We start from the raw sequence: 25325 nt of genomic DNA, 5'->3' as shown, positions 1-25325 counted from the left end.
GCGCTCTATTGAGTGCTGAATACTCTCAGTTATTAATCTAATACATTATTAAACTCTTCAAAATCAGAAATAGATAAGCTTTCTTTAATATACCTACTGAAGTTTTTATATCTTCCCGATGAAGATGTATAAAGAGGCTTTCTCACCTGCCAAACACTAGCAGTACTTACAATATTTTTTTGTTGATGAAATAAACCGCTTTCACCTTGATATTTTACGCCTAAAAATTCGAACAGAGGCAATAATACCCCCTCGGGCTTTGAAACAAGTTCATCATAATTGACTGTAAAAATATCATTAGGATACTTTTTTAGCCAATGTGCTTTAACACGCTGCTGCGCTTTATGATAGTGCACTGTATCATTCAGTGCGGTCGCATAATTCAAACTTGGGCCTAAATGTTGAAAGTAAGCTGATAAACTGTTATCTCTAATATCGCGCTGTGTCCAAATAACTTTTGCTTCAGGGTACATCATTTTAATTATATCAATGTATAAGTAGTTCTCAGGGCGTTTATCAGTAACAAGACTACTTTTTCCCGCTCTTAACTTTAATTCTTTCTCATAACCTTGCTGAAATAATGTTGAGTTAACCGTGCTTGACAGCACTTTAGGCTTATCAATTAGATTGAATAGTTGCTTATGCAAGTAATCAATCTCTCCTCCATTGCTAATCACCTCAGAAGTGCAAATTATTTGTTCTATTAAGGTTGAACCAGACCTAAACATGCCACAAATAATAATTGGAACAATATCGCCAGTCTTACTTTTTACGTTACTAAGCTCTCTTGCTAGTGTGCTACTTACTTGATGTTCAATATCAACTCTGTTGTATTGCGGGATATATTTTCGATTAAAACTATTGGCTTTAGTATAATAAGACCATGATTTTTCATAATCTTTGCTATCGTCAAAAGCTTTCCCAAGCGCATAATACATATCAGCTTTTAACACATCATCTTCTGTAGCTTCTAAAATAGATAGGCTTTTTAGTTCGTATTCTAACGCTTCTTTTTTATTAAATGTTTGTATATCAGCAATTCTCGCATGCGCCAGACCATATAAAGGATTTATCTTTAATACCTGATTAAAGCTCTTTAAACAGTTTTGCTTATCACCAAGCTGCTCATATATATTAGCAAGATTAAAATAGGCATTAATTTTATTTGGTTCAACTGTAATTGCCTGCTGTAAATAATTAGTCGCAGTCTCATAATCAATTAAAAGCTCAGAGTAGACGGATGCTAACTCCACATAAGCGGTATATATGTCGTGGTAACCAAGCTCGATAGCTGCTAAGAAAGATGTACTTGCAAGAATACCTTTGCCATCTTTTTTTGCCATTTCAGCCAATTGAAAATACGACATTGCGCTATCCGGTACTATTTCAGTGTATTTTTTAAGTAAGTCTATTGCTAAAGAGAATTCATTACTGGCGGCATATAACTGACAAAGAGTATTTACATAATCGAATTTTTTGGGGGCTATTGAAATGAGTCTTCTACAAACTTCCTTACTTTTTAGTAAATCTCCTTCATTCATAGCTACTTTAAACAATACAGCTAAAGCTTGCTCATTAACTTCAGGGTTGTCGCATAAACCTTCTAGGGTAGCTTTTCCTGCCACAATCTTTCCACTATTCAATTGCTGTATTGCAAACAGTAAACTGTCTTTTACCGATTTCATTTTTTCCCCATAAAAAAAGCGAGCCTAAGCTCGCTTAATATACATTAATTAATTCAAATTAGAATTTTAATGAAAGGCTCGCATGGAAGTAACGACCTAACGAATCGTAGTAACCAGCAATAGCATTTGCGTTTGTTGATAATGAACCACCAACTAGAGGTGCCTCTTTATCCATAACGTTGTTAACACCTACTAATAAAGACGTGTAATCATTAATAGTAAATGTACCTTTAAGGTCAATATAGCTTTGTGAGCTAATACCGTCGTCTTGTACTAATGTATCAGCACCAGTGTAATCGTTTACACCGCTGAAGAAACGCCATTTAGCAGTAGCTCTCCACCAGCTGCCCGTGTCGTAGCTAGCAGATACAACATGACGCCATTCTGGTTGAGGGAAACAACCGTTATCTAATGAGTCAACACAGTCATATACTTCACTTACACCAGGAATATTATCAAATTCCTTAGTTAACATGTAGGTACCAATGATACTAGTTTTTAATGTACCTTCAGCAATTTCCATATCGTAGTTTGCGCTTAAATCGATACCTTCGTAATGGATATTACCTAAGTTAGTATTTGTAGCAATAACTTGGCCAGAACCTATCCAAAGGCTACCACTACCAGGTGTACGGTCTACGTTATCACAAAATACAGCCGCGCCGCTTTTACCACATTGTGTAACTAGAATTTCTGGGTCAATATTACCAATCGCGTCTTCAAGTTCAATATCCCAGTAATCGATTGAGAAGTTGAAGTTTTCAAATGGGTTACCAACAACACCTAAAGTAATAGTATCAGCGATTTCTGGAGATAAATCTGGATTACCACCAAACAGAGCATTATATTGATCCGCAGGGCTCTTACCTACATTGCCATACTGACTTGCAGAAACACCTGTATTTGCACACTCAGCAGCTGTTAGGCTTGGTGTACCAGCACATGGATCAGTACCGGCCCATAAACCAGTGCTTTGTTGAGCGAATAGCTCACCATTGTTTGCTGCACGAACTGCACGGTTGTAGCTTGAACGAATTTTCCAATCGCCTGTTACATCCCAGTTCATTGCCACTTTATAAGTCGGCTCAGCACCTGAAGTGCTATAGTCTGACCAACGGTAGCCTAATTCAACAAGTAAACTTTCAACTAACGGTAAATCTTCAACGATTGGTAGGCTAAGCTCACCAAACACTTCACGTACTTGATAACCACCATTTAAACTCTTAGTAGTACCACCTTGGCCTAGTAATAGACCTTGTGCATATACTTCATCAGCTGTTCTACTGAATGTTTCTTCACGATACTCTGCACCAAATACTGCAGCAACTGGGTACTCTGAAGATGGAAGTGAGAAATCGAATTCGCCAGTAACAAAACCACTTACAATCAATTGCTCAGTAACACCGTTCAAGATTGCCGTACCAGTAAGTGACTGTGCAGCTTCTTCAGTTACACCATCAAACTGAAAAACATCGTACGGAATACAACCAGAAGTCGCGCTACAATCTTCACCATTTGCTGATAAAGCGGTGATTATACGCGGACCAAAGAAATCATTTTCATATGCTGAAGAAGATGAAGTTGAACCGTATTGAGCAAATGCTTCGTAAGACCAAAGGTCGTTAATTTCACCTTTACTACCTAATACTAAACGGAAAGAGTTATGTTCAAGGCTGTCTGCACGAGGGCCACCTTCAACGTTACGCTTACCAATATAAGTTGCAAACTGATCACCAGAAGTCAATCCAAAGCGCTCAGTTAGTTGTGCACGTTGTGTATCATTTAATAATGGGCTATCAAAATCAATTGAGTAATTATCATTAAAGAACGTACCAGACTCAGCAATCTGCGCTGTAGTGCGGTTACGCATAAACATTGCTTCCATGAACGGACGGAAGCTATCATTGATTTCGTAGTTAGCAAACATACCTAATGTATGACGTTCATCAGGACGCATAAAGTGGTTAATTGGCGCGTAGTTATATGTATTACCAACTGAAGGAATAAAGCTGCTATCTTGACCTAGAGTCCAGTATTCGTACTGGCCTTCACCAAAGTCTACAACACCGTCAGCGTTAGGAGCTGAGATATAAAAGTTAGGGTTAACAGCATTACCTGAACCACCACAAGCTGTACCAGCAGCATTTAGAGCACAAGATGAGTAATCACGTGCACCTTGGCGTAATTCATTTTGTCTGTTGTAAGTAAAGTAAGCTACTGCATGACCTCTACCACTATCAAATGCACCACCTAGGGTCGCTGCAAAATCAAATGACGCGCCATCAAGACCCGTATTACCTTCTTCATATTCAAAGCCAGCATCATCCATTAGGCCTTGCATGTATTCATTATCGTTATTATGTTGGTAAGCAGTTGTACCTACATTAACTTCAAAACCTTCAAACTGATCGTTCATTACAAAGTTTACAACACCAGCAACAGCATCTGCACCGTAAGTAGATGAACCACCACCAGTCATTACATCTACGCGTTTAATTAGCGCAGCAGGAATTTGGTTAATATCAGCTGATTGTGTGTAGATACCACCTGCTTGCATACGACGACCGTTTACAAGAACAAGAGTACGCTGAGCGCCCATACCACGTAAATCAAGGGTTGCAGTTCCCGAAGCACCATTTGATTGGAAAGAAGTATTAGACGCTTCTAGTTGCGGTAAGCTATTCATCATGTCTTCAACACGAGTAAAACCTGCAACAGCAATTTCTTCAGCAGTTGTTACTTGCACTGGGCTAGCTGTTTCCATATCTGTACGTTTGATACGTGAACCAGTAACTTCAATTCGTTCAACCTTATCAACTTTTTCTTCATCAGCAGCAAACGAACTTGCTGAAAAAGCAGCTGTTGAAGCTGTACCGAAAGCTATCGCTAAGCGAACTGCTTTTGAAACTTTATTATTTAACATTTGATTCTCCCAGAATACTTTATATTTTTTATATTTTTTGCTTGATTACCATTTGTTAATAAATGGTAATCATACGTTATGATAATACCAGCAACACAATGTGGTCAACATAAAATTAACTTATTGTTAATTACCAACACTTTCGCGGCTAAAGCATTACAATTTAAAATCAAAAAATTTACATTGGCATTATTAAATAGTGCCATTACTGCATTAGGGGAAATTATAAAAAAGGGGGGATTGAATTCACAAAGGTTAACTTTTAGCTTACGGTAACTTAAAAGAGAGAGGTTTGAGTGCTCTTTGATAGCGTCACTTCCATAGCACTAAAAATCATTTCGGCTATTGGGTCTAATTGTTTTTTTATATACAAAGGATAATTCAGTCTTTTATTTGTATCACTGAGCTCTGGTCCATCAAATGTGTAAACATACTCTATAATTTGCCCTCGTTTCACCTCAAAGTTTGGGTTCTGGGCTTTATATTTTTTAACTGCTTGGACATGTGGTGGAATATTCTTTTTATATTCAGTTAAATTTTGTCCTAACCTTTTTCTATAAATTAATTTATCGTCAAATTCTCCATTTTGTAAACGCCTAGAGTAAGAATTAACTAACTCCTCTAAAAGGCTTATTTTATAGTCACTACTGAACAAAGCTTCAAACAACTCTACTTGAAACTCTTGAGCGAACTCAGTCCAATCACTTCGAACTGCTTCAACACCTTTAAATACTAGCTCATTGTGATTTTTATTAATTTTTTGGCCTACATATCGTTTTTTAGAGCCCATCGTTTTCCCCCTAATTGTAGGCATAAAAAAAGGACTGTATAAGGTTTCAAATTCAATCTCCAAAAAGCTCTCTAAGTCGTGCTTCTGACTAATTTCTTGTACCCACTGTTGATTGATATTAATAGCTAATTGTTTACCAATTTCATCGCATTGAAGCGTATTCAAACCGTCATCCAAAGTAATGAATATTGAATCTGTATCGCCATAAATTACATTGTACCCACACTCCTCTATCCATTTTTTTGTGGTTTGCATTATATCGTGCCCACGTAGTGTGATTGAACTTGAAAGACGTGGATCGTAAAAGCGACACCCCCGAGAACCAAGCACTCCATATAAGCTATTCATTATAATTTTTATAGCCTGCGATAACATAGGTTTTTGGCTATCTTTTGCTTCTTGTCTTGTTATTGATAGAGTTTTTATAAGGGCTGGTAAATGATTTTTATGTCTTGAAAAAAGTGCATTATTATATCCTGGAATTGCATCTTTTGGATTGAGCAACCCCTCAATTAAACCAAGAGGGTCTATACAAAAAGTACGCATAATTGATGGATATAAGCTTTTAAAGTCGAGTACAAGTACATTTTTATAAAACCCCGGTTTTGAAGACATTACATACCCTCCAGGACTATCAAAACTTAAGCCATGATCTCCTAAATTAGGTGCTACATAACCACTTCGGTGAAGTAAGGGCAGATAAAGGTTAACAAATGAAGCGACTGAACCGCCCATTCTATGAAGTTCAAGCCCCGTTAATTGACTCCTAACAACAGCAAAATCAAGTAAATTTAATTTGTTAAAAATACGTAGAACCAGTACGCAATCTTGTCTATTGTATTTCGCAAGGGATAACTTATCATCATTAAATTGGCGTTCAATTTCTGCTAGCTGGTCACTTGAACTGATGAACTTTTTCTCACCAAGCTCCTTAGCAGCTACATTTGACAGGCTAAAGCTATCATAGTGGTAGGTCGCATTTTTTAACGTGTCTATACCGTCTATAACAACTCTTCCTGGTATAGTTAATCGAGTATAATGGCCTACTCGTAATTTTATTTTTTCGTTATTACGTCCAAGACGCAATTCTATACCTAGAGTTTCAGCTCTGGAGTGAAGAACAGAAAAATCAAACTCAATGACGTTCCAACCAATAATAAGATCTGGATCTGTTTTTGCTATAAAGTGCTGTAATTTTTGTAAAAGATCGATTTCATCAACACACCATATTACTTCAATTGCATCACTATATTTAATAGGACTGCCAATCATTAATACACAATCAATGCCATGACCGACCAAACCAATAGAGAATAATACCCCTTCTCCATTGCACTCGATGTCTAAAGAAACTGTTTTAAACTTAGGATTTACATCTGGGTTATTTTTAAATTGGCAATTGGTTAACAGTCTATATCCGTCTTTATGTGTAATATCTCCTCTCACCCATGTGGAGCCTTTAATAAATCGCTCCATTAAAAAGCGATCTATAGGGCGTATGTCATCTTCGTATGTCACAATGCCCTCTGCGCTTAGAGCTTTTAACGCATTGTAGTAATGTTTAAGTGATTTAAAGTAGCAACCAGCCACAGTCCCCTGCTGGAAATCTTTTAATTCTACAGGGACAATTTCAAAAGAAACATCTGAGAGCCGCAGTACTTTTTCTACCGTCGCTTTATCCTTTAACTTGATAAAAAAAACAACTGACTCTGGTAAGCTAATTGCTTTTAATGGCCCTTTTTCAGTTAAAAGCCAAATAACAAAACTTACGCCCAAAGGTGAATCAACTGTTTCTGTAGAGAGAATAAACCCCGAGTCTAAGTGCATTAATGAAATAAGCCTTGTAATAAAAAACGACAAAAATAAAATTTGTAAAGCAGGTTATATTTTATTTCTTTCTAAGTTAGTCTTAAGAAAAAAATAATATGAGCATTCAATGAGCCCTTCTGAAATTATCCAACACGCTAATAATCTCCTTCAACAAAACAAGCTTCAACAAGCCAAAAAAATAATATTATCTTTAATTCAAACTGCACCAGAGCACCATCAAGCTTGGCAAGTATTAGCCCAAGTACATCGACAGTTAAAAGAGCAAGAGCAATACCAACAAGCCATTAAACAATATGAGATGATTGCTTGGTTTAACCAACGTTTAGATAAAGCGAATCAGCATCTATTAAACAAAGAATTAAAACCAGCAGAAAACATTGCCCATGAGTTGCTCAAGCTTGTAGCGAATGAATACCGTGTTTTAGTGTTCTTAAGTAAAATAGCTTTTCAGGCAAACGACTTAAAAACGTATTTGGCTATTACTTCTCATAATATAAATATAAACAGCACAAAATCAGCCGCTTATGATGCGCACATTGAAGCATTATTTAATACAAAGCAATATTTAGAACTAATCTCTTTTTATAATAGGTCGACCAAATTAGTTACTTTACTACCACAATCCCAAAGTCTACTCGCTGCTGCCTATGTAAAAATGATGGACTTCAAAAATGCATCTCTAAATTACCAATCTTTGTTAAATAAAAATTATTACCCCGCATATTGCAATTTAAGACTTGGAAACATAGAAAAGATAATTGGCAATAACCAAAGTGCTATTGCGTACTATTGCAAAACAATAGAACTAGCTCCCCATATCGGCGAAGCCTATTGGAACTTAGCAAACTTAAAAACATATACTTTCACTCAGCTCAATATAGCTAATTTAGAACAGCAGATAACAATAGACTCAAATACATTAAATAGAGCACAACTTCACTTTGCTTTAGCTAAAGCATATGAACAACATAGCAGGTACGAAGATGCCTTTTTGCAGCTAAGAATAAGTAACGATTTACAAAAGTCACTTACCCCTTACATTACTAATGACTTTAATGAGCGCTGTAAAAAATACCTAACCAAAAAAGTAGCCAATACAGTACATACCTCAACCGAAAATGAAGTCCAGCTAATATTTATTGTAAGCTTGCCAAGAAGTGGCTCTACACTTATTGAGCAAATACTGGCATCGCATAGCCATGTTGACGCTAGCTATGAATTATCAGAAATCAATTCTATTGCAGTAGAGTTAGAAAACCTTCAGATAAAAAGCAACGTACCTTATAAGCTAAATAGTTTGACTCAAGAGCACTTGGCAACATTAGCCAAACGCTATTTAAAATTCATTGAACCTTTTCGCAATAACAAGCCTTACTTTATTGATAAACAACCAGTCAACTTTCAACATATTGCTCTTATCAAAACTTTATTCCCTAATGCAAAAATAATCGATGTACAACGAGATAAAAAAGCGACTGCATGGAGCCTTTATAAGCACTCATTTTCACAAGGCCATAGTTATAGCTACGATCAGGAAGATTTAGCTCACTACATGAATGAATATTATAAGCTGATGACACATTGGCATAGCGTATATCCTGACGAAATATATACAATTAATTATGAAAGCTTAATAAACAACTTCACTGAAACGGTTAATGATTTATTTGAACATTGCAATTTAGTAGTAGAGCAAGCGTGCTATGAGTTTTATAATAATCAACGTCCTGTTTTAACTCCCAGTTCAGAACAAGTACGTAAGCCAATTTACAAAGAAGCGCTGACTGATTGGAAAAAATATGCAAATCATCTAACGCCACTGCTTAATAGGCTAAATTAGTAAACAAGCTGCTTGTAGTTACACTCTTATAACTCTAAAATCCATAGCACTGTAATTATATACATACTTTAGGTAAATCATCCCATGCTTTCTGACTCACTAAAAAAAACAATTAGGCAAGTACACCAGCATGTGGCTAGTAACCTAAAAGATTATCGCCCTCGTAGCAGTCAAAATTATCTTGTAGCCGAAATAGCAAAAACATTAGCCGGTGAATATCATAAAAAACAGCGCATTTGCGTAATTGAAGCAGGCACCGGTACCGGTAAGTCTCTTGCCTATTGTTTAGGCGCGTTGCCTCTTGCCTTAGCGCAAAAAAAGAAGTTAGTTATTTCTACCGCAACCGTTGCACTGCAAGAACAATTAATAGCAAAAGAGCTCCCATTTTTTAAAAAGCATTCAGGCCTCGACTTTAAATTTGATTTGGTAAAAGGTCGTCATCGTTATATTTGCGCTCACAAATTACATAATGCTGTAAACGGCGATAGCCAAACACAAATGGACTTTATGCCAACACTTACTTCACCATTGAGCGCAATGGAAACCAAGTGTTTGAATGAGCTATATAACGCCTATGTGAATAAAAAATGGCAAGGCGATAGAGACAGCTGGGCCGATACCGTACCCGACAGAGTATGGAACTTAATAGCGTGCGATAAACATTCATGCCAACGCCAAATGAAGGCTCATCAAACGTGTCCGTTTCAGCTTGCTCGTAATCAATTAATGCAAATGGATGTACTGGTAATTAATCACTCATTACTACTTGCTGATTTAGACTTAGGCGGCGGTAAAATTTTACCCGAGCCCGACAACACCATTTATGTAATTGATGAAGCGCATCATTTAGCACATATAACACGCGACTTTTCATCAGCTGCTGCCACAATAAAAGGTACAATAGAATGGCTTGATAAGCTCACCAAGTTTAGCGGAAAAATGGCAAAGGTTTTAGTGGGGCAAAGAGCCATTGGCCAAAACTTTAAACTTTGCGACAGTATTAATGACGCGAATAAAGATTTAAAAGTAGTTCGCGATATTCTCGATAATGCTGACTTTGAATATTCGAAAGACGATACTTATCGCTTTGAGCACGGTGAAATTCCACAATCGCTGCACAGTAAAGCAAAAGACATAAGCGAAGCCACGCAAGATGCGCTGCGCTGTTTAAACAAAATGCACGACACCCTTACCCAAGATGTAAGCGACGGCGACATAAAACCTTACGTTGCCGACCCAATACTAGGCGAAAGCGGTCAATACATAAACCGCTTAGAGCAACTAAACAAACTATGGTTTAGTTACGCAAAAAAAGGCGAAGGTGCTCCCCATGCACGGTGGATAAAACGTCTTGAATATAAAAGCCATCACGACCACTTATTAAGCGACTGCCCTATCGAGGTCGGTTACTACCTAAAAGATAAATTGTGGCGAGAATGCGCGGGCGCTGTTTTGTGCTCTGCTACATTAAGTGCACTGGGCTCATTTGATCACTTTGCTTACGAAACAGGGCTTGCTAAAGAAGAGGGCGTTAAATTTATTAAAGTACCTTCTCCTTTTGATTACCCAAAACAAGCCACTTTACGTATTCCGATATCTAAAGTAGAACCTACCGATAAAGACTTTAGTGATCACCTAGCTAAAACTTTACCAGAGTACCTAAATGATAAAAAAGCGAACCTTGTACTATTCGCTTCTTACTGGCAAATGGACCACGTAACAAAGTTTCTTAGAACAAAAGGTTTTAACTTATTAGTACAAGGTGAGATGTCGCGAGAAGCATTGCTTAAATTACACACTAAAAATGTAGACGAAGGCAAAGGCAGTATTTTATTTGGAACACAAAGCCTTTCAGAAGGTCTTGATTTACCTGGTAAATATTTAGAGAACTTAATAATTACTAAAATCCCGTTTGCTGTACCTACTTCGCCGATAGAAGAAGCGCAAGCAGAATTTGTACAAAGCAAAGGTGGTAACCCGTTTTTAACGATTACCGTGCCAGACGCCGCAAAGAAATTGGTACAAAGCTGTGGTAGACTGCTGCGAAAAGAGAGTGATGAAGGCTGTATTACTATTCTCGATAGACGCTTAGTGACTAAGCGATACGGTAAAGCCATGCTCGACACCCTACCACCTTTTAAAAGACAAATAGATTATTAATGTTTGAACTCGCACTCGATCCAACAACCTGGGCTGTTTTATGTGCTGTTGCACTTGCCGCAGGTTTTATAGACGCTATCGCCGGTGGCGGTGGCATGTTAACTGTACCCGCTTTATTAACTGCTGGCTTACCTCCACATTTAACATTAGGCACCAATAAATTAGCGGCTAGTTTTGGCTCGTTAACGGCAAGCTATACATACTATAAAAAGAACTTATTTAGTCCTAAGTTTTGGGCAGCCTCTATTATTGCTACCGCAATAGGTGCATTGATAGGGACTGTTATTGTTGATCATTTAAGTATCGATTTTTTAAACAAACTACTCCCGATTATTATTATTTTAGTTGCTGGCTATAGCTTATTTGGTAATTTAAGTACTACCGAAGGCGATGAACTTCCTAAACTAAACAAAGCGATGAAAATAAAACAATGGCTACAAGGTTTAGCATTAGGCTTTTTTGATGGTTTAGCAGGCCCAGGTACGGGTACATTTTGGACTGCTTCTAATGGCATGCTTTACAAAATGAACCTGCTACTCAACTGTGGTTTAGCGCGTTCAATGAACTTTGTGTCTAACTTTATATCTTTAATTACCTTTGTTGCACTCGGCCATGTAAACTTTTTACTTGGCATAACAATGGGCTTTTTTATTATGCTAGGCGCATGGTTTGGGGCGCATTCAGCAATACGTTTTGGTAGCAAATTTATTCGCCCAGTATTTAATACTATGGTTATACTTTTAGCATTAAAACTAATTTACGAGGCTTACTTTTAATATGCATTCAATGGCTTTAGATAAACTACGTCAACAAGTTGCAACGCTAAAACAACAAGCTGAGCAATTTGATAAAGCTAAACTTTTTTCTAAAAATCGTTACATGCAAGCACAACCTAGCTTGTTTGACCGCGCAGTTTTTAGTACCAAAAGCATGAACCTAGTCGATTACGTGATAGAAATAGAAGACGAAGTTTCGAGGTTACCGCCAAGCGAGCATCGCCATGCTTATACCTACGCGCTTGAACGTATTGCAGCTCAAATACAAGCTGTATTCAATGTTATTAAATCTACCCCTATTTGGGTTAAAGAAAACAAAAGCCATTATAAACCACGCCCTAAGCAAACCGTTTATAAGCAAGCTGTGCAAAAAATAATGCAATCATCCCATGAGCTTTACGACGAATTAAAACAAAACCATGAGTTTGAACGCCGTTTAGTGCTCATGATTGAAGAGCGAAAAATGCAAATGGATAAAGCCTCACCTGCTAAAGCACAAAAGCTTAACCTTGAAATATTAAGCACACACGCTCGATTAGGCCGCTGCAGAAAAGCAATTTCTGCCACCGAAGATAAAATTCAACAAGTAGAAAAACTGCAGCTGCGTTAAGGCGCACTTTACTATGCAGCTTTATTATCATCCATTGTATTCAGACCTTATACTCCCAGAACGTCATCGATTCCCTATTCAAAAGTATAAGTTACTTAAAACAGAAATAGAAAACCTAGGTGTTTCGGCTATTCACTTTCAAGAGCCTAAAAAAGCAACCAAATCTCAACTTTCGCTATGTCATAGCCAACGTTATATAGATGACTTTTTAAAAGGGACTCTTAGCAATAAAGCCATAAAAAAAATGGGCTTTCCTTATTCAAATGAATTGGTAGAGCGCACATTACTATCAGTTGGGGCAAGCATCCAAAGTAGTGAACACGCGCTAAAACATGGTTTTTCGGCTAATTTAAGTGGTGGCTATCATCATGCATACTGTGATTACGGCAGCGGTTTTTGTATTTTTAACGATCTAGCTATTGCAGCAGCACATTTAATAAATACAGAGCAAGCCGACACTGTTTTAATTTTTGATTGCGACGTACACCAGGCGATGGCACAGCACAAATCACTCAAAATCATAACCAAATTATTACCTGCTCAATTCATTGTGAGCAAAATTTCCCTCGTAATAAACAGCAATCCACTTACGATTTTGCATTACCCGCTAAAACAACCGACGCTGAGTACCTTGCTACATTAGAGCAAGCACTCGATTTTTGCGTGCGTATTCATAACCCCGATATTATTTTGTATAATGCAGGGGCTGATATTTACACAAAAGACGAGTTGGGCTTGTTTGATGTATCACTAGATGGCGTATATAAACGCGACTTTTTTACTCTCAACTTTTGTAAGCAACACCAAATCCCACTAATGTGCGGCCTAGGCGGAGGTTATCAGCGTAATTTGAGCTCACTAATTAATGTTCATAAACAACTATTTAAAGCCGCTATCGATTTATAGCAAGCCATAGTATAGACTCAATTAAACGGATTATTTTAAAGCGGTGGGAATATGCGATTACACGAAGATATACACAACTATTACGAAAAGATTGTAGTCGAGGAAGTTATCAAACTTAAACTTGATGAAAAATATGATGAAGATGTAATGGCTGACTTTTGTTGTACGGTACTAAATCAGCTCCCGCCACGATATATTCGCTACGATGTAGATATGGCGTTTTATTTACCGCAATCAGAACGCATACATATGGAACAACGTGTACAAACAGCAATAAATGTTGCCATCAGCCAAATATCAAAAAAGAAAGAGTTAAATGACAAGTCCACTTGATCAAGCCCCTACACATATGAAACTTGCAGTAGATTTAATTATGATACTAGAGCAACACGATGTTGCTCCAGAAGAAGTACTTAAAGCACTTGAAATAGTTAAAAGCGACTTTGAAAAGAAGCTAGAAAAGTCATAACTCTATTCTATTATTTGTATGTCGTGCTCGGTAACGCTACCTTCGTGCTTAGTGCAATCAATTTTAACTTCACCAAATGTACGCCTAGGCGAAGCTGAACGCCGACAGGTCATATTTTGTGCTTTAACGCCAAATTGCGTTATATACAACTCAACTGTTTCGTCTATTTGTTGTTTTTGCTGCGTAGTCGCTGCACTGTAAAATGCATCGTATTGCGCAGACCAATTCTCAACCCCCGCTTCTTTTGCAACACCTAGCCAGCCCATTCCGAGTTTAGTAGATTGCTCCAAGTATTGGCCTTTTAAAAACATGAATGCCAACGTGTATTGTGCACTTTTATAGCCAAGTGCTGCCGGCTCTTTTAAATCATAAAAAGCTTGCTCGTACAGCCCCTTTTTATACGCTTTAATACCATTGTATTCTTTTTTCTTCATTGTATTGTCGCTGTATAGGCTAACAGGGGTCGACCCACACCCACCTAATAAACCTACAGCCAAAATTGCTGCAACCGATATACATTTAGCCATAACTAGTCCTTTATTATTTTTATATGCGAGTACCGAATCTGGCTTACACTCTTTGCAAAGCCTGTTATTGTGTAATCCTGTTTGTATAATTAAAATACTATCATGAGCTTAGCAAGTTTACTTCGGTTATTTTTTCTGGCTGCAATTTGGGGCGCGTCATTTTTATTTATGCGAATGGCAGCTAACAGCTTAGGCCCAGCGGTGTTAATAGAATTTAGAGTTGGCTTTGCCGCACTCACCCTCTTTATTGTGGCGCTGTACTTAAAACGCAGCTTAGCGTTTGTCCAACATAAAAAACACTTTTTTATTATAGGTGCGTTTAATTCTGCTCTGCCGTTTTTATTTTTTGCTTACGCAGCCCAAACTATTAGCGCTTCCACACTCTCAATTTTAAATTCTACAACACCAATATGGGGTGTTGTTGTTGGAATTGTATGGAAAAAAACAAAGCCCAATAAAAGTATGGTGATTGGTTTACTGCTGGGTTTAATTGGCGTAGTTATTTTGGTTGGGCAAAATCATTTTGTGTTAAATAGCCAATCAATTTTGGCCATAGTAGCGGCATTAAGCGCATCACTTTGCTATGCCATTGCATCGCATTACACTAAAAACGCGCCTAAACTGGCCCCATTCGATAACGCCCATGGCTCAATGTGGGCTTCAAGCTTTATGGTATTGCCTCTTATCTTATTTATGCCAATGCGTGAAGTTCCAAGCACCAACGTTATGTTAGGTGTACTCGTATTAGGAGTAATGTGTACCGCACTTGCTTATATTTTATTTTTTAAATTAATCGAAGATATAGGCCCTACCTCAGCATTAACAGTCACGTTTTTAATTCCACTATTTGGCATCTTTTGGGGGCATTTAATTTTAGATGAGCAAATTGGGCCAAATACGTTACTAGGCGCATTATTTGTCATTGTGGGCACTATGCTGGTTACTGGTTTCTTACCACGAAAAAAGCACTTAGCTAAAACAAGCTAAGTGCTTATATCAAGCGCTTTTACCAAAAAAGCTTACTTTTGCGCCTTTTTGCTTAAGTTTTCAATTAAGTCTTGGGCGCTAAAACTGTTGTCGCTTGGCTTTATACCTTTGCCCATTTTAATATCAATTAAGGTGTGCACTTCTTTGCGTTTATCATTGTTGCTCACTTGTACGCCTACACTGCTTGTTGGGCGAGCGCGTGTTTCGCAGGTTAATAAACCGCAGCTTCGCTCATATTGCTGGCTTTGTGATGCACTAATAGATGACGCGGGAGCTTGCGATTTAGACTCAACAAAGGTTTCTTTGTTGGTTACAACAAACCAATCGTAGCCTTGTGCTTGGGTAAGCTCAGCCGCGCGTAATAATGCATAGTCACCGGCATCGGCTACATTATTTGATACGCTTTTAAACTCTACTCGGTATTGATCGTCGCTAATTTTTTGCTCGCTGTAACCTTGTGAGCCATTATTTGCGGCGCGGTAATCAGGTTTGGATGCACAGCCCGCCATAAGTAAAATACTGATAATTAAAATAGATGTTTTCATAGTTCACCTCGTTTTATACACATTATTATTTGTTTAACTGCCACTTTGCGCTAATTGCTTGCTGCTCTTGCGCTCTATCGAGTGGTGCGCCGCTGATCATGCTATCTATAACAGCATCTAAGTCACTGTTATTAGACGCCGTTTGATATTGCGCGCCATTGTTACTTTGTTGCGTAGCTGTTTGCGCTTTAATTTGCCAACCGCTTTGCGTTTTACAAGCAATGCTTGTTTGCGTTGTATTATTTGAGCTTAGTGCATACTGCCTACAAAGCTCACCTTGCTGATTTTTAAAGCTAAGCTGTGCGCTAAATACTGAGCCATCACTTTGCTCAAACACACCACTACTTAGCTGCGTATTAAGGGCTGAGGCTGTATTACTGGCTACTAAGTTTTGCGCCTCACTGGGTTGTAAATAACTCGTCATTGCAATACCAAATACCACAGCAACACTTGCTGCTATTGCTAAACTTTTATTAGCCGATTGCTTAACCTTTTGCCAAGGCGTTAAGGTTACTACATTACTGTTTAACGTGTTTTTTGTCGTTGCTGTATCAAGCTTTGCAACCGTTTTAGCTAATGAGTCACTAAGTGGTGCGTCGTCAATACTTGCTGCGTGCTCTTTTACTAACATGTCTACTTCGCTAAATTCTGCAAGTCGCATTACTAGCTCATCATCGGTTTCAAGGGCTTTACGCACTTGCTCCATTTCGTGCTCGCTTAGTTCTGAGTCTAAAAAGGCGCTAAGTGTTTCGTCGTTAATGTTCATACTTGCTCCTTTTTAAAGTCGGGTTTTATTAAATTATAAAGTGTACTGCGTGCGCGCGATAATTTACTCATTACACTGCCTATAGGTATATCGAGTGTATATGCTACCTCTTTATAAGCCATGCCCTGCACTGCCACCAGCGATACTATGGCGCGTTGTTCTTCGGGTAATTGCCCAAGTGCTGTATTTACATTTTTAAGCATTTGTTTGTTTTCGAGTGTTTGGTGCTCATTACTTGTTATTGGCTCTGGTAATATATCGGCCTGAGCCGTATTTTGCCTTACCTTGCGTGAGCGGTATTCATCTATCCACACATTACGGCAAATTTTAAATGCCCATTTAGCAGGCTCAACGTCATCTGGAATACCTTTTACTAATAGTTTTTCAATTGTTATTTGCACTACATCGTCTGCATCTGCTTTACTACCCGTTAGCGAATAGGCAAAACGCCTAAGCATGGGCAATAAGGTTTTTATAGTTTCGTTCATTGATTTTTACCCCTTTTATAAAGAAGACGATTCAAAAAAGCATTTATTCCCAAATAATCAAAATAATTTAAATAATGAAATATTTCTATGTGTTAAACGTTAACTAACCAGCATGATAAATTTAATAGAAGTAACCCACTATGAATATTATAAACACACGCGTTAAACACATAATAGCCGCTTTGCTTTGTATATTTAGCGCAACGAGTTCAGCCAATATAGTAAGAGTCGATCAGGTGCTTGGGCAGCTAAGCCCAATAGAGCAGCGTATTGAACAAACTATAGAGCGAGCACAACGCCTGCCGCTTCCGGTGCCTGTTCCACAAATATCGATTGATGAACTAAAAGCGCAAATAAGTGAGCCAATTAGCAGCTTACCCAATGTGCTTAACATTAATATAAATAGCCAAAACACTGCATTTGTTGAAGTAGAGCTTGAAAACGGCTTTAGAGCAATAGAGCGCCAATGGTTATTAATGGCAAATAGCCAACAACTTAATACCCTAAAACAGCAAAATGTAACCATTGTATCGGTAAATAATTACAACGCACTTAACATGAGCTTAGTGCGCTTTAAAGCACCGCAAGGTGTTAATTCTAAAAGTGAGTTATTAAAAGTGCTTAACTTAGATGAGTCTGCAATACTTGACCGAAACCACATTTACCAAGCGCAAACAGGCGAGCCTACCGCAAAAGTAACACCAAATAAGTCTGTTGCTCCTTACTGCACACAAAGCGTAAAAATTGGCATGATCGACAGCGCCATTAATACCAAACACAGTGCTTTTAAAGGCGCAAATATCATCACACAAAGCTTTTTACCTAAAGGGTTAAGCTCGCCAAATTTACACGGCACCGCCATTGCAGGGCTAATTACAGGTAAAGGCGCAAAACTTAACCCGCTTTTAGGCAGTGCCAAGCTCTACAGTGCCGAGGTGTTTTATAGGCAATCTGAATATGCACAAGGGGCTACTTTATTTGCCATAGTAGAGGCACTTAACTGGCTAGTTAGTAATAAAATACCCGTAATAAATATGAGCCTAACAGGGCCAAATAACGCAATTTTAGAAGCAAGTATTACTGCAGCAATAAAACAAAACGTATTAATTGTAGCAGCTGCGGGTAATCAAGGTCCGGCGTCGCAGCCGTTATACCCAGGCGCGTATAAAAGCGTGATAGCGGTAAGTGCTATTGATGCAACAAACCACATTTATAGATGGTCAAATAAAGGCGATTACATAGACTTTGCAGCCCTTGGTGTAAATGTTGTTACAAGCCAAGGCAATGGAAAATTTGGGAGGGAGTCGGGTACGTCAATGGCGGCGCCGCATGTAAGCGCGGCATTAAGTTGTTTATTGTTAAAACATGGTAATAATAAAACCAAAGCACTTAACGAACTTACATCGCTGGCCGTCGATTTAGGCGAGCAAGGCAAAGACGCCACCTTTGGTTATGGCGCCATTTACCCACCTAAAAGTGCACTTTAACTGACGCCGATAAAACCGACTGAGTATAGGTATTGCTACTAAGCTTTGATTGATAATCGCCATATTCAGCCTCGGCTATGAGTGTTACGTGCTCAAACACAGCTAGGTTATAAAACGCATTAACTACATTTCGGTGCTCATCTCGCGACGGTATTTGCTCAAAAAAATCATCCGTTGTTTGCTCATCGTAATCTTTATTTTGATAACGCCAGCCAGCCCCTACTTTGTTAGCTACATTAAAGGCCGTAAATTTGTGCGTAACTTTAGTAGTAAAGCCGTAACCGTTAAAGTCGTATTGGTTGTCGTCGGCGTTTTCTTTATCGGCACTTAGCGCTGCCATTAGCATGGTTTGGCCATTATTTATAAAATGATAAAGCGCTACATCGGCACCTACGCCATCGGCATTACGTGCTTTTGCAGTAGCAAAACGTTTAGCTTTGGTTTTTATGCTCATACGTAAATACGTATGCGGGTTTAAAAAATGACCATAGTAAGCACTAGCTTGATTAAAATGTAAAAATGTATCGCCATCTACATTTGCTTTTGCGCCATCGTAACGAACTCCTACCTCATGGCTATTAAAGCTGTAGCTGCCATCTAAACCATATTGATGAAGGTCTAAATCGTATTGATCAAATTCATCGTAGTCTTGTTGTTCAAACCGATAGCTTGAGGTTAATTTAGCGCCTTTGGTTAATTGCCATTTTGCATTAACACCGGCTGCGGTTTTTATACCGCTGTCGCTTTGCGACGAAATATCGTCAAGCTCCTGAACAGAGAGCGCCGAGTTACTTAATACCCCAACTTCTGCATCTGCATTTAGCTCAAAGCTACTTTTAAAGGGTTTATTTTGCTCAGGTGTTTTAACGTGGTTGGTTTGTGCAAGCACCGCTTGGACACTAAAAACACACAATGTGGCGGTTATAACTGCTTTCATATTTATTCTCCAACAGGCCGAATAGGTTTCCCTATTCGGCATTTGTGCAAACACGCTTAGGGCGTATTAAAGACCTAGGTCTAAATCGTTAGTAATGTTGGTAACTACTTCACTTGCGGTGCTAAGTGCTACATCGTTACTAATTTGATCAGTGACCGCTGCACTCACCTGCCCGCTAACACTTTGTTGTACCGTGCTTTGTAAACTGCTAACCGTACTATCTTGCACACTGGCAATTAAAGATTGCTGAACACTACTTACAACTTCATTACTGGTATTAATTGCATCACCTAACTGCAGTGCAGAACTCACTGAGTTTGCAGCCGTATTAGTAATTGCTAATTGGTTTGTAAGCTCACCCGCATTAAGCGCACTCGCTGCATCAGCTTGTGTTACTGAATCGGTTGCGCTACTCACATTTGAAAGTAAAGAGGCATCTGTTGGTGTATCAGTAGTGTCAGGCTGAGTGCCTTGTTCAGAGGTAACAGAAAGTAATGACGATTGGCTCACTGCAGTCGTTAAATTACCCGCCGATGAGGTTAACTGCGCGGTTGCATCAAGTGCTGTATTGGCTGTGGTATTGCCTGTGGCATTTAAAGACGAGGCCGATGCGTTCAATGAGTTATTTAAAGATGAGCTGGCAGATGCAACTAATGAACTTGCAGGCTCTGCGGCCTCACTGCTTTCTTGCGCTGAAGTTTGCGTGTTATTCGCCGTTGAATCTGTGTTTTGCGAGTCATCAGCCGTTACTTGTGTATCGTTAGATACGTTTGACTCGTTGCTACCACTGGCTGTTAAACCGTTTTGTGAAAGCGCAATAGATGTAGATGTTTGTTGCTGCGCCGACGTTGACTGAGATATTTCAATATCAGCGGCGTGCACTGCACCTGTAAAAGTACACACACCGCTTAACATCATTACGCTTACAATTTTATTTAATTTAATCATTGTTTTGTCCTCTAGTTTGTCGGATTGACATAAAGAAGACGATTTACAAAAACACTTTATTCCAAAATAAATTAAAAATTTATAACAAAACTACTTATTATTTAAATTTCATATAGTTAAAAAAAGATAATACGCTACTGCGTTTACGTTTCACTATTTTGTATCAGTAATAACAGCTCGGCAGTGGCGGTTGCATCGGCCAATGCGCGGTGATGGCTGGTTAAATTTAAATTAAAATGCGCACTAAGGTTACCAAGCGAATACGACTTTAAGCCTTTAAACGCTTTGCGCGATTCAACCACGGTACACATTTTTGGCATTTTAAAAAAATGCCCTGCAACCTCGCATTCTTTTTTAATAAAACCGTAATCAAAATTAACGTTATGGGCTACAAAAATACTGCCTGAGAGTTTATCTAATAGCGGCTTGGCTATATCGGCAAATACAGGCGCGTTGTAAACCATACTGTCGCTAATACCGGTTAATGACGTAATAAAGCCAGGTATATGGCGCTGCGGATTAATAAGTGTAGTCCAAGTATCAATTACTTTACCGTGCTGTACTTTAACTATGCCAATTTCGGTAATTCGGTTGCCGCCTTTTAAGCCGCCCGTGGTTTCTATATCAACTACGCTGTAAACACGGTTTGGATCTACAAACCACTTAACTGCGGCAATATGTACCGTAAAGCCCACATTTTTTAAATTATCAATAGTTGTAAGTTGGTTGCGCCTAAGCTTATCGCCTGGAGCTTTTACTTCTTCAAAATGTACTTGGCCATTATTAATAACCATTAAATCGGGGTAGCCGTCTTTTAGCTGTAAATAATGTTTACTCATAGCCGTTAAGTGCGCAATTAGTGCCTCAAGTGGGCTGTTTAAAATAAGCGCTTCTAGTGGCTCTAATAAATTGCTGCGCCATCTAAATAAGCCATTGGGCTGATCAAAGTATTGCGCTGCATGTTTGCACACTAAATTAAGTAATGCTTGCGACGTTTGGCACTGAGCTAAGCGCTCGTTTATCTGTGTTTGCTGCGCTTCATAAAAATTACCAAGCCTTAATACTTGCGGATAAATATCAAACTCATTGCATGGCGGATAAGGCGACTCCACAAATAACTCATGCCAAAATACTAAACCAAACAAACTTTGCCAAAGCGTGTTTTCGGTATTAAATACAGCCATACCTTGGCGAGTATAATAATCGTTTACGCCCTGCTCTACTTCACCTCGGTACAGTTCATCTATTTCTAGCACGCACTGAGTATCGGCAAGCATGGCACTTAAACGCGAACGTGTTTTTTTATTAAACTTACGCATTAAAAAATCGTCAGCAAAATAAAGTAAATCATCAGTAAGTGGGTTTTCGATAATGGCTTCTAATCGAGCTTTTACCCACTCTTTATTGCCAAGCCTGTATTGCTCTCTTATTTGAATTTCTTGTGCTTCGCTATCATCCACACACCCTTCAAGTAAACTAAAAGCAAGTTCGCTATCAACTGTTTTTAGCTGCCTATAAAGCCTAACTAATAGTTTGTTTTTTAATACAACGGCTATTGCACCATGTGCAGCTTGCACTAAAACCTGCGACGCTAAAGCAACATAGTCGCTCTCATCTGTAATATTTTTAAATGCTAATCGGTAATGGTTTAATAAATAGTTTGATTGCGCTTCGTCAAGTGTTTCAAAGCGCGACAAGCTCTCGCTGTGTCCTTCGCGCGTAGCGGTTAAGCCTAAGTCTCGCATTACAAAACGGTTTTGATGATTCACATCACCACTGCTTAGTTTGCCTGCAAATAAAAACTCAAAATACTCGTAGTAATCACTGCGGTTGTTAATTACATACTGGCTATAAAGTGGCGCAAGCTCTTGTGGGCATGCTTTAAAAAACTCACGCGCAATATCCACCAGCGCGCCTTTAGCGGCGCTCTTTTTAAAGCTTATTTGCTCACTGTAATTACTTAGCAACTCAACCAAAGAAGGCTTAGTTAAGTGCGCTAAAAGCTGCGAATAATGCTGCTCGTTTGGCTCAAATAAAATACCCGCTTTTTTTAGCGTATAAATAGCCTGATGCGGCGAGGTTATTTCTTCATAATTAAGCGATTGCGCCTGCACCAAATAAGGCTTTCGCGAGTACACACGCGCCAACATGCATTGGCTTTGCTCATCTAGCTGATTAATTTTACTAATAAATTCGCGGTGCTTGGGCTCAAGTAAATGCATACATTTACTAGTTACAAACTCAATAAGCTCTCTAAAATGCGCTAAATAGTATTTTGCTGGTAATTCTTTTTTCATAATATCGCCACAACTGTATATAAAAACAGTATCTAGCATTTATGCTTATTATTCAATCTTAAACTTGTAACTAAAACACGCTATAGTGAGCTTATAAAACAAATTCATTAAAAATAAAGGACTTACCATGAGCGCGCACCCGTACGATATTTTATCACTCAATAACGGCGCAAATATTATTTTTACGCCCTGCTCAGGGCCTGCTGACCTTTCAGGATTAAATTTGTTCAATCTAGGGGGGATTTAATCGCGGCGCGAGGCTTGTAACCTAGTGGGCTAAGTAAAAGCCGAGCAACAAAGAGTCAATCCCCCCTAGGCAGAACCCTTCGGGCAGCGCATGTTTGGCATTTATACTGCGTTATCGCCTATTTATGGGGAACAACCACACTACATAAGCTCTGCCTTGACTAAATACCAAACATACTGCTGCAAAATTAACCTCGAAAGATAAACAGGCCCCAGTACAAAAACACAAAACCTAGCGGATTCAATCGCCACATTAAAAGCGGCTGGCACTCACATGCTGCTTTCACTTATGCCTCAAAAGGAGCTTGAAAAAAACAACGTACAAACAATTAATACTGAGTGCAATAAGCACGATATAACCTGGTTTCATTTACCAATAAATGACGACGAAGCACCCAAACAACCTTTTACATCAAGCTGGAACACCCACAAAACCGACATATTACAGGCCATACAACACAAACAAACCATTGCCATACATTGCAAAGGCGGTACAGGCCGCACAGGGTTGGTCGCTGCGCTTATTTTAAATTCGGCAGGTTACACAAAAGAAGAAGTATACAGCCTAGTACAAGGCATTCACCCTAAAGCGCTTACTATAGAATTGCAAAAAGAGTACTTTGAGAGTTTTAGTCGGTAATAAAAAAGCTAGCGTAAAACAGCAAAGCTACTGATAGTTAAACGCCCATTAACTGGGTCACAGGCATAACCATTAGACGCGTTTATATTACCGGAATGCAATAAGTTACTTGGGTATATAACTGCGCGATTTAGCTTTGCCTCTACACTGTAAACTTGCTCAAACAAAGTTGTACTTCCATTTATATATTGTGGATTTTTATGAAGCTTTTGCGCCATGGCTTGTTGCTTAATAGCTTGGCTATAAAGCATAAGCCGCTCTTTTGTTATACGTTCGTACCCTAGGGCTCTATGCTTATAAAATGAAGTGCCACCATGAGTTTCATCACATAAAAAGTGCACTATAGCAAGTTGATTTATATTAGGTGTATCAAAATGAGGGAGCATTTGTATTGGCCTGAGCTTATCAGGCTCAGTGCATGCAATTGAAAAAGCAGAAAGAATTACATCGAACTCGCTTTTATCCGCCATATCAAAGTGTGAATTAATAATTGGCGCAAGCGCTTTTAACCGCTCGATATAACTAAGCGGTGCTGCTTTTCTTACTCCTGGGTAAAAATCACTTTCTTGTGCGCAAAACGCTTCTCTAGCACTTTGAGAAAACACAGCAAAATTAATAAGCGCATCTACATTATTTACAAAATCATCAATAACAATAATAGGGGTTTTCTCTTCCCCTACAGTATGTATGTGTAACGCCATATTTTCGTTTAGTTTAAAATCAATCATCGGCTAAATTAAGCACTGCATTTTTACGCTCTATCAATGGGTATATTTGGCCAAGTGAGGTTATAACAGTATAAATAGCGGGTAATAAAGCGCTTTGATGTAAAAGTGTAATTTGATCACTATTAAGTTGTGCGAGTCTTTCTTGGTTAATAGTGTATAGGCCGTTTAACTTTGTTTTTTGACTGTTCTGAAACGTTACCTCAAGCGATAATGGCTGCAGTAGATCATGCTGTAACAAGGTATCAATTAACTTTTTATTGTCTATTTCGCCCTGTAGTAAATGCCCTAAACACTGCTTTATTTGTTTGAAATAGCTACTCTCTTCAGCGCTTTGGGTATAAATTGGTTCTAAATTATTCTGGCTTTGCGATCGATTATTAACGACTGCTGGGCTATTTAAATTAATACACACAGGGTATTGAGTTTGCTGCGCATGAGTATCACCAACAAAAAATGGCTGACGCTGTAATTGAAGCGGTAAATACACACCCTGCCACTGCGAGTTCTGATAAAACAAGTTCTCATGTTGCTCAAAGCCTAATAAAGCATTGAGTGTAAACTCCCCTGTTTCTGAGTTTTTTGCAAAAACTATAGGCTGCTGAACAGCAATTTGGTTTAGTTCCGCCATAACAACAGGAACCATATTAATGTTTTCTGCGTGTGATTGTGCCTTTTGTGTGTCTATTTTTATGTGCTGATGAGCACTTTGTTCTAATGCGACTAAATTTTCCATGTGTGTC

General features: G+C 38.6%; 20 protein-coding genes and 2 pseudogenes. 10 read left to right on the top strand and 12 right to left on the bottom strand.

Annotated features, from left to right (window positions below; genetic code table 11):
* Positions 1-32: 32 nt before the first annotated feature.
* The 3 genes from H5120_RS11360 to H5120_RS11350 form a co-directional block, all read right to left on the bottom strand.
* A complete protein-coding gene (locus H5120_RS11360) occupies positions 33-1685 on the bottom strand; it encodes a tetratricopeptide repeat-containing sulfotransferase family protein (RefSeq protein WP_182674418.1) in 1653 nt (550 codons plus the stop codon).
* A gap of 58 nt (positions 1686-1743) precedes the next feature.
* Positions 1744-4608, bottom strand: coding sequence for a TonB-dependent receptor domain-containing protein (locus H5120_RS11355; RefSeq protein WP_182674416.1), 2865 nt, complete (start codon positions 4606-4608; stop codon positions 1744-1746).
* A 277-nt stretch (positions 4609-4885) separates the two neighbouring features.
* Entirely contained in the window at positions 4886-7225 is a 2340-nt protein-coding gene (locus H5120_RS11350; RefSeq protein ID WP_182674415.1) for a DNA polymerase II, read from the bottom strand.
* A 109-nt stretch (positions 7226-7334) separates the two neighbouring features.
* Between H5120_RS11350 and H5120_RS11345 the strand changes: the two genes are divergently transcribed.
* The 7 genes and pseudogenes from H5120_RS11345 (at position 7335) to H5120_RS11315 (ending at position 13989) form a co-directional block, all read left to right on the top strand.
* The gene (locus H5120_RS11345) at positions 7335-9068 is read left to right on the top strand and encodes a tetratricopeptide repeat-containing sulfotransferase family protein (RefSeq protein ID WP_182674413.1); all 1734 of its coding nucleotides are present in this window, start codon (positions 7335-7337) and stop codon (positions 9066-9068) included.
* Positions 9069-9152: 84 nt separating this feature from the next.
* Complete coding sequence (gene dinG, locus H5120_RS11340) at positions 9153-11228, top strand: ATP-dependent DNA helicase DinG (RefSeq protein WP_182674412.1); 2076 nt, start codon at positions 9153-9155, stop codon at positions 11226-11228.
* Positions 11228-12004: a TSUP family transporter gene (locus H5120_RS11335; RefSeq protein ID WP_002958254.1), complete on the top strand. Its 777-nt coding sequence runs from the start codon at positions 11228-11230 to the stop codon at positions 12002-12004. The genes dinG and H5120_RS11335 overlap by 1 nt, the downstream gene beginning before the upstream one ends.
* 1 nt (position 12005) lies before the next feature.
* On the top strand, positions 12006-12614 hold the full coding sequence (locus H5120_RS11330; protein ID WP_182674411.1) for a primosomal replication protein: 609 nt from the start codon (positions 12006-12008) through the stop codon (positions 12612-12614).
* Positions 12615-12627: 13 nt separating this feature from the next.
* Positions 12628-13520, top strand: a pseudogene (locus H5120_RS11325) (histone deacetylase).
* Positions 13521-13571: 51 nt separating this feature from the next.
* Entirely contained in the window at positions 13572-13853 is a 282-nt protein-coding gene (locus H5120_RS11320; RefSeq protein ID WP_002958257.1) for a late competence development ComFB family protein, read from the top strand.
* Positions 13837-13989: a DUF2496 domain-containing protein gene (locus tag H5120_RS11315; RefSeq protein WP_076914928.1), complete on the top strand. Its 153-nt coding sequence runs from the start codon at positions 13837-13839 to the stop codon at positions 13987-13989. Before H5120_RS11320 ends, H5120_RS11315 begins: the two co-directional genes overlap by 17 nt.
* A gap of 2 nt (positions 13990-13991) precedes the next feature.
* Here the strand turns inward: H5120_RS11315 and H5120_RS11310 are convergent, their stop codons facing one another.
* A complete protein-coding gene (locus H5120_RS11310) occupies positions 13992-14516 on the bottom strand; it encodes a sel1 repeat family protein (RefSeq protein WP_182672041.1) in 525 nt (174 codons plus the stop codon).
* 102 nt (positions 14517-14618) lie between these two features.
* Between H5120_RS11310 and H5120_RS11305 the strand changes: the two genes are divergently transcribed.
* Entirely contained in the window at positions 14619-15503 is an 885-nt protein-coding gene (locus H5120_RS11305; RefSeq protein WP_182674410.1) for a DMT family transporter, read from the top strand.
* A gap of 32 nt (positions 15504-15535) precedes the next feature.
* Here the strand turns inward: H5120_RS11305 and H5120_RS11300 are convergent, their stop codons facing one another.
* From H5120_RS11300 to H5120_RS11290, 3 genes are read right to left on the bottom strand one after another with little or no spacing between them, the layout of a single operon-like run.
* Positions 15536-16048: a CC0125/CC1285 family lipoprotein gene (locus tag H5120_RS11300; RefSeq protein ID WP_002958265.1), complete on the bottom strand. Its 513-nt coding sequence runs from the start codon at positions 16046-16048 to the stop codon at positions 15536-15538.
* A gap of 25 nt (positions 16049-16073) precedes the next feature.
* Positions 16074-16814 carry a hypothetical protein gene (locus tag H5120_RS11295; protein WP_182674409.1) on the bottom strand — a complete coding sequence of 247 codons (741 nt, stop codon included), beginning with the start codon at positions 16812-16814 and terminating at the stop codon, positions 16074-16076.
* Positions 16811-17302 carry an RNA polymerase sigma factor gene (locus H5120_RS11290; RefSeq protein WP_182674408.1) on the bottom strand — a complete coding sequence of 164 codons (492 nt, stop codon included), beginning with the start codon at positions 17300-17302 and terminating at the stop codon, positions 16811-16813. The genes H5120_RS11295 and H5120_RS11290 overlap by 4 nt, the downstream gene beginning before the upstream one ends.
* Positions 17303-17442: 140 nt before the next feature.
* Between H5120_RS11290 and H5120_RS11285 the strand changes: the two genes are divergently transcribed.
* The gene (locus tag H5120_RS11285) at positions 17443-18789 is read left to right on the top strand and encodes a S8 family serine peptidase (protein WP_182674407.1); all 1347 of its coding nucleotides are present in this window, start codon (positions 17443-17445) and stop codon (positions 18787-18789) included.
* On the opposite strand, the gene H5120_RS11280 is transcribed toward H5120_RS11285, so the two are convergent.
* From H5120_RS11280 to H5120_RS11270, 3 genes are all read right to left on the bottom strand, one after another.
* Entirely contained in the window at positions 18773-19726 is a 954-nt protein-coding gene (locus H5120_RS11280) for a surface lipoprotein assembly modifier (protein ID WP_182674406.1), read from the bottom strand. The two genes, H5120_RS11285 and H5120_RS11280, sit on opposite strands and share 17 nt — an antisense overlap.
* Before the next feature lie 66 nt (positions 19727-19792).
* Entirely contained in the window at positions 19793-20674 is an 882-nt protein-coding gene (locus H5120_RS11275; protein WP_182674405.1) for a hypothetical protein, read from the bottom strand.
* Between the two features lie 143 nt (positions 20675-20817).
* On the bottom strand, positions 20818-23010 hold the full coding sequence (locus tag H5120_RS11270; RefSeq protein ID WP_182674404.1) for an exonuclease domain-containing protein: 2193 nt from the start codon (positions 23008-23010) through the stop codon (positions 20818-20820).
* 418 nt (positions 23011-23428) lie between these two features.
* On the opposite strand from H5120_RS11270, the pseudogene H5120_RS11265 reads away from it, so the two are divergent.
* Positions 23429-23857, top strand: a pseudogene (locus tag H5120_RS11265) (dual specificity protein phosphatase family protein); the annotation flags it as partial.
* A gap of 8 nt (positions 23858-23865) precedes the next feature.
* Here the strand turns inward: H5120_RS11265 and H5120_RS11260 are convergent.
* Together H5120_RS11260 and H5120_RS11255 are read right to left on the bottom strand one after the other, a co-directional pair.
* Entirely contained in the window at positions 23866-24585 is a 720-nt protein-coding gene (locus H5120_RS11260) for a DUF6445 family protein (protein WP_182674403.1), read from the bottom strand.
* Positions 24578-25318: a SapC family protein gene (locus tag H5120_RS11255; protein ID WP_182674402.1), complete on the bottom strand. Its 741-nt coding sequence runs from the start codon at positions 25316-25318 to the stop codon at positions 24578-24580. Before H5120_RS11255 ends, H5120_RS11260 begins: the two co-directional genes overlap by 8 nt.
* Between the last annotated feature and the right edge of the window lie 7 nt (positions 25319-25325).

This window comes from Pseudoalteromonas sp. SR43-2 (genome assembly GCF_014163885.1).
Taxonomy (GTDB): Bacteria; Pseudomonadota; Gammaproteobacteria; order Enterobacterales; family Alteromonadaceae; genus Pseudoalteromonas; species Pseudoalteromonas distincta.
The sequence above is the reverse complement of the archived record's forward strand: the minus strand, read 5'-3'. Positions and strand labels throughout refer to the sequence as shown.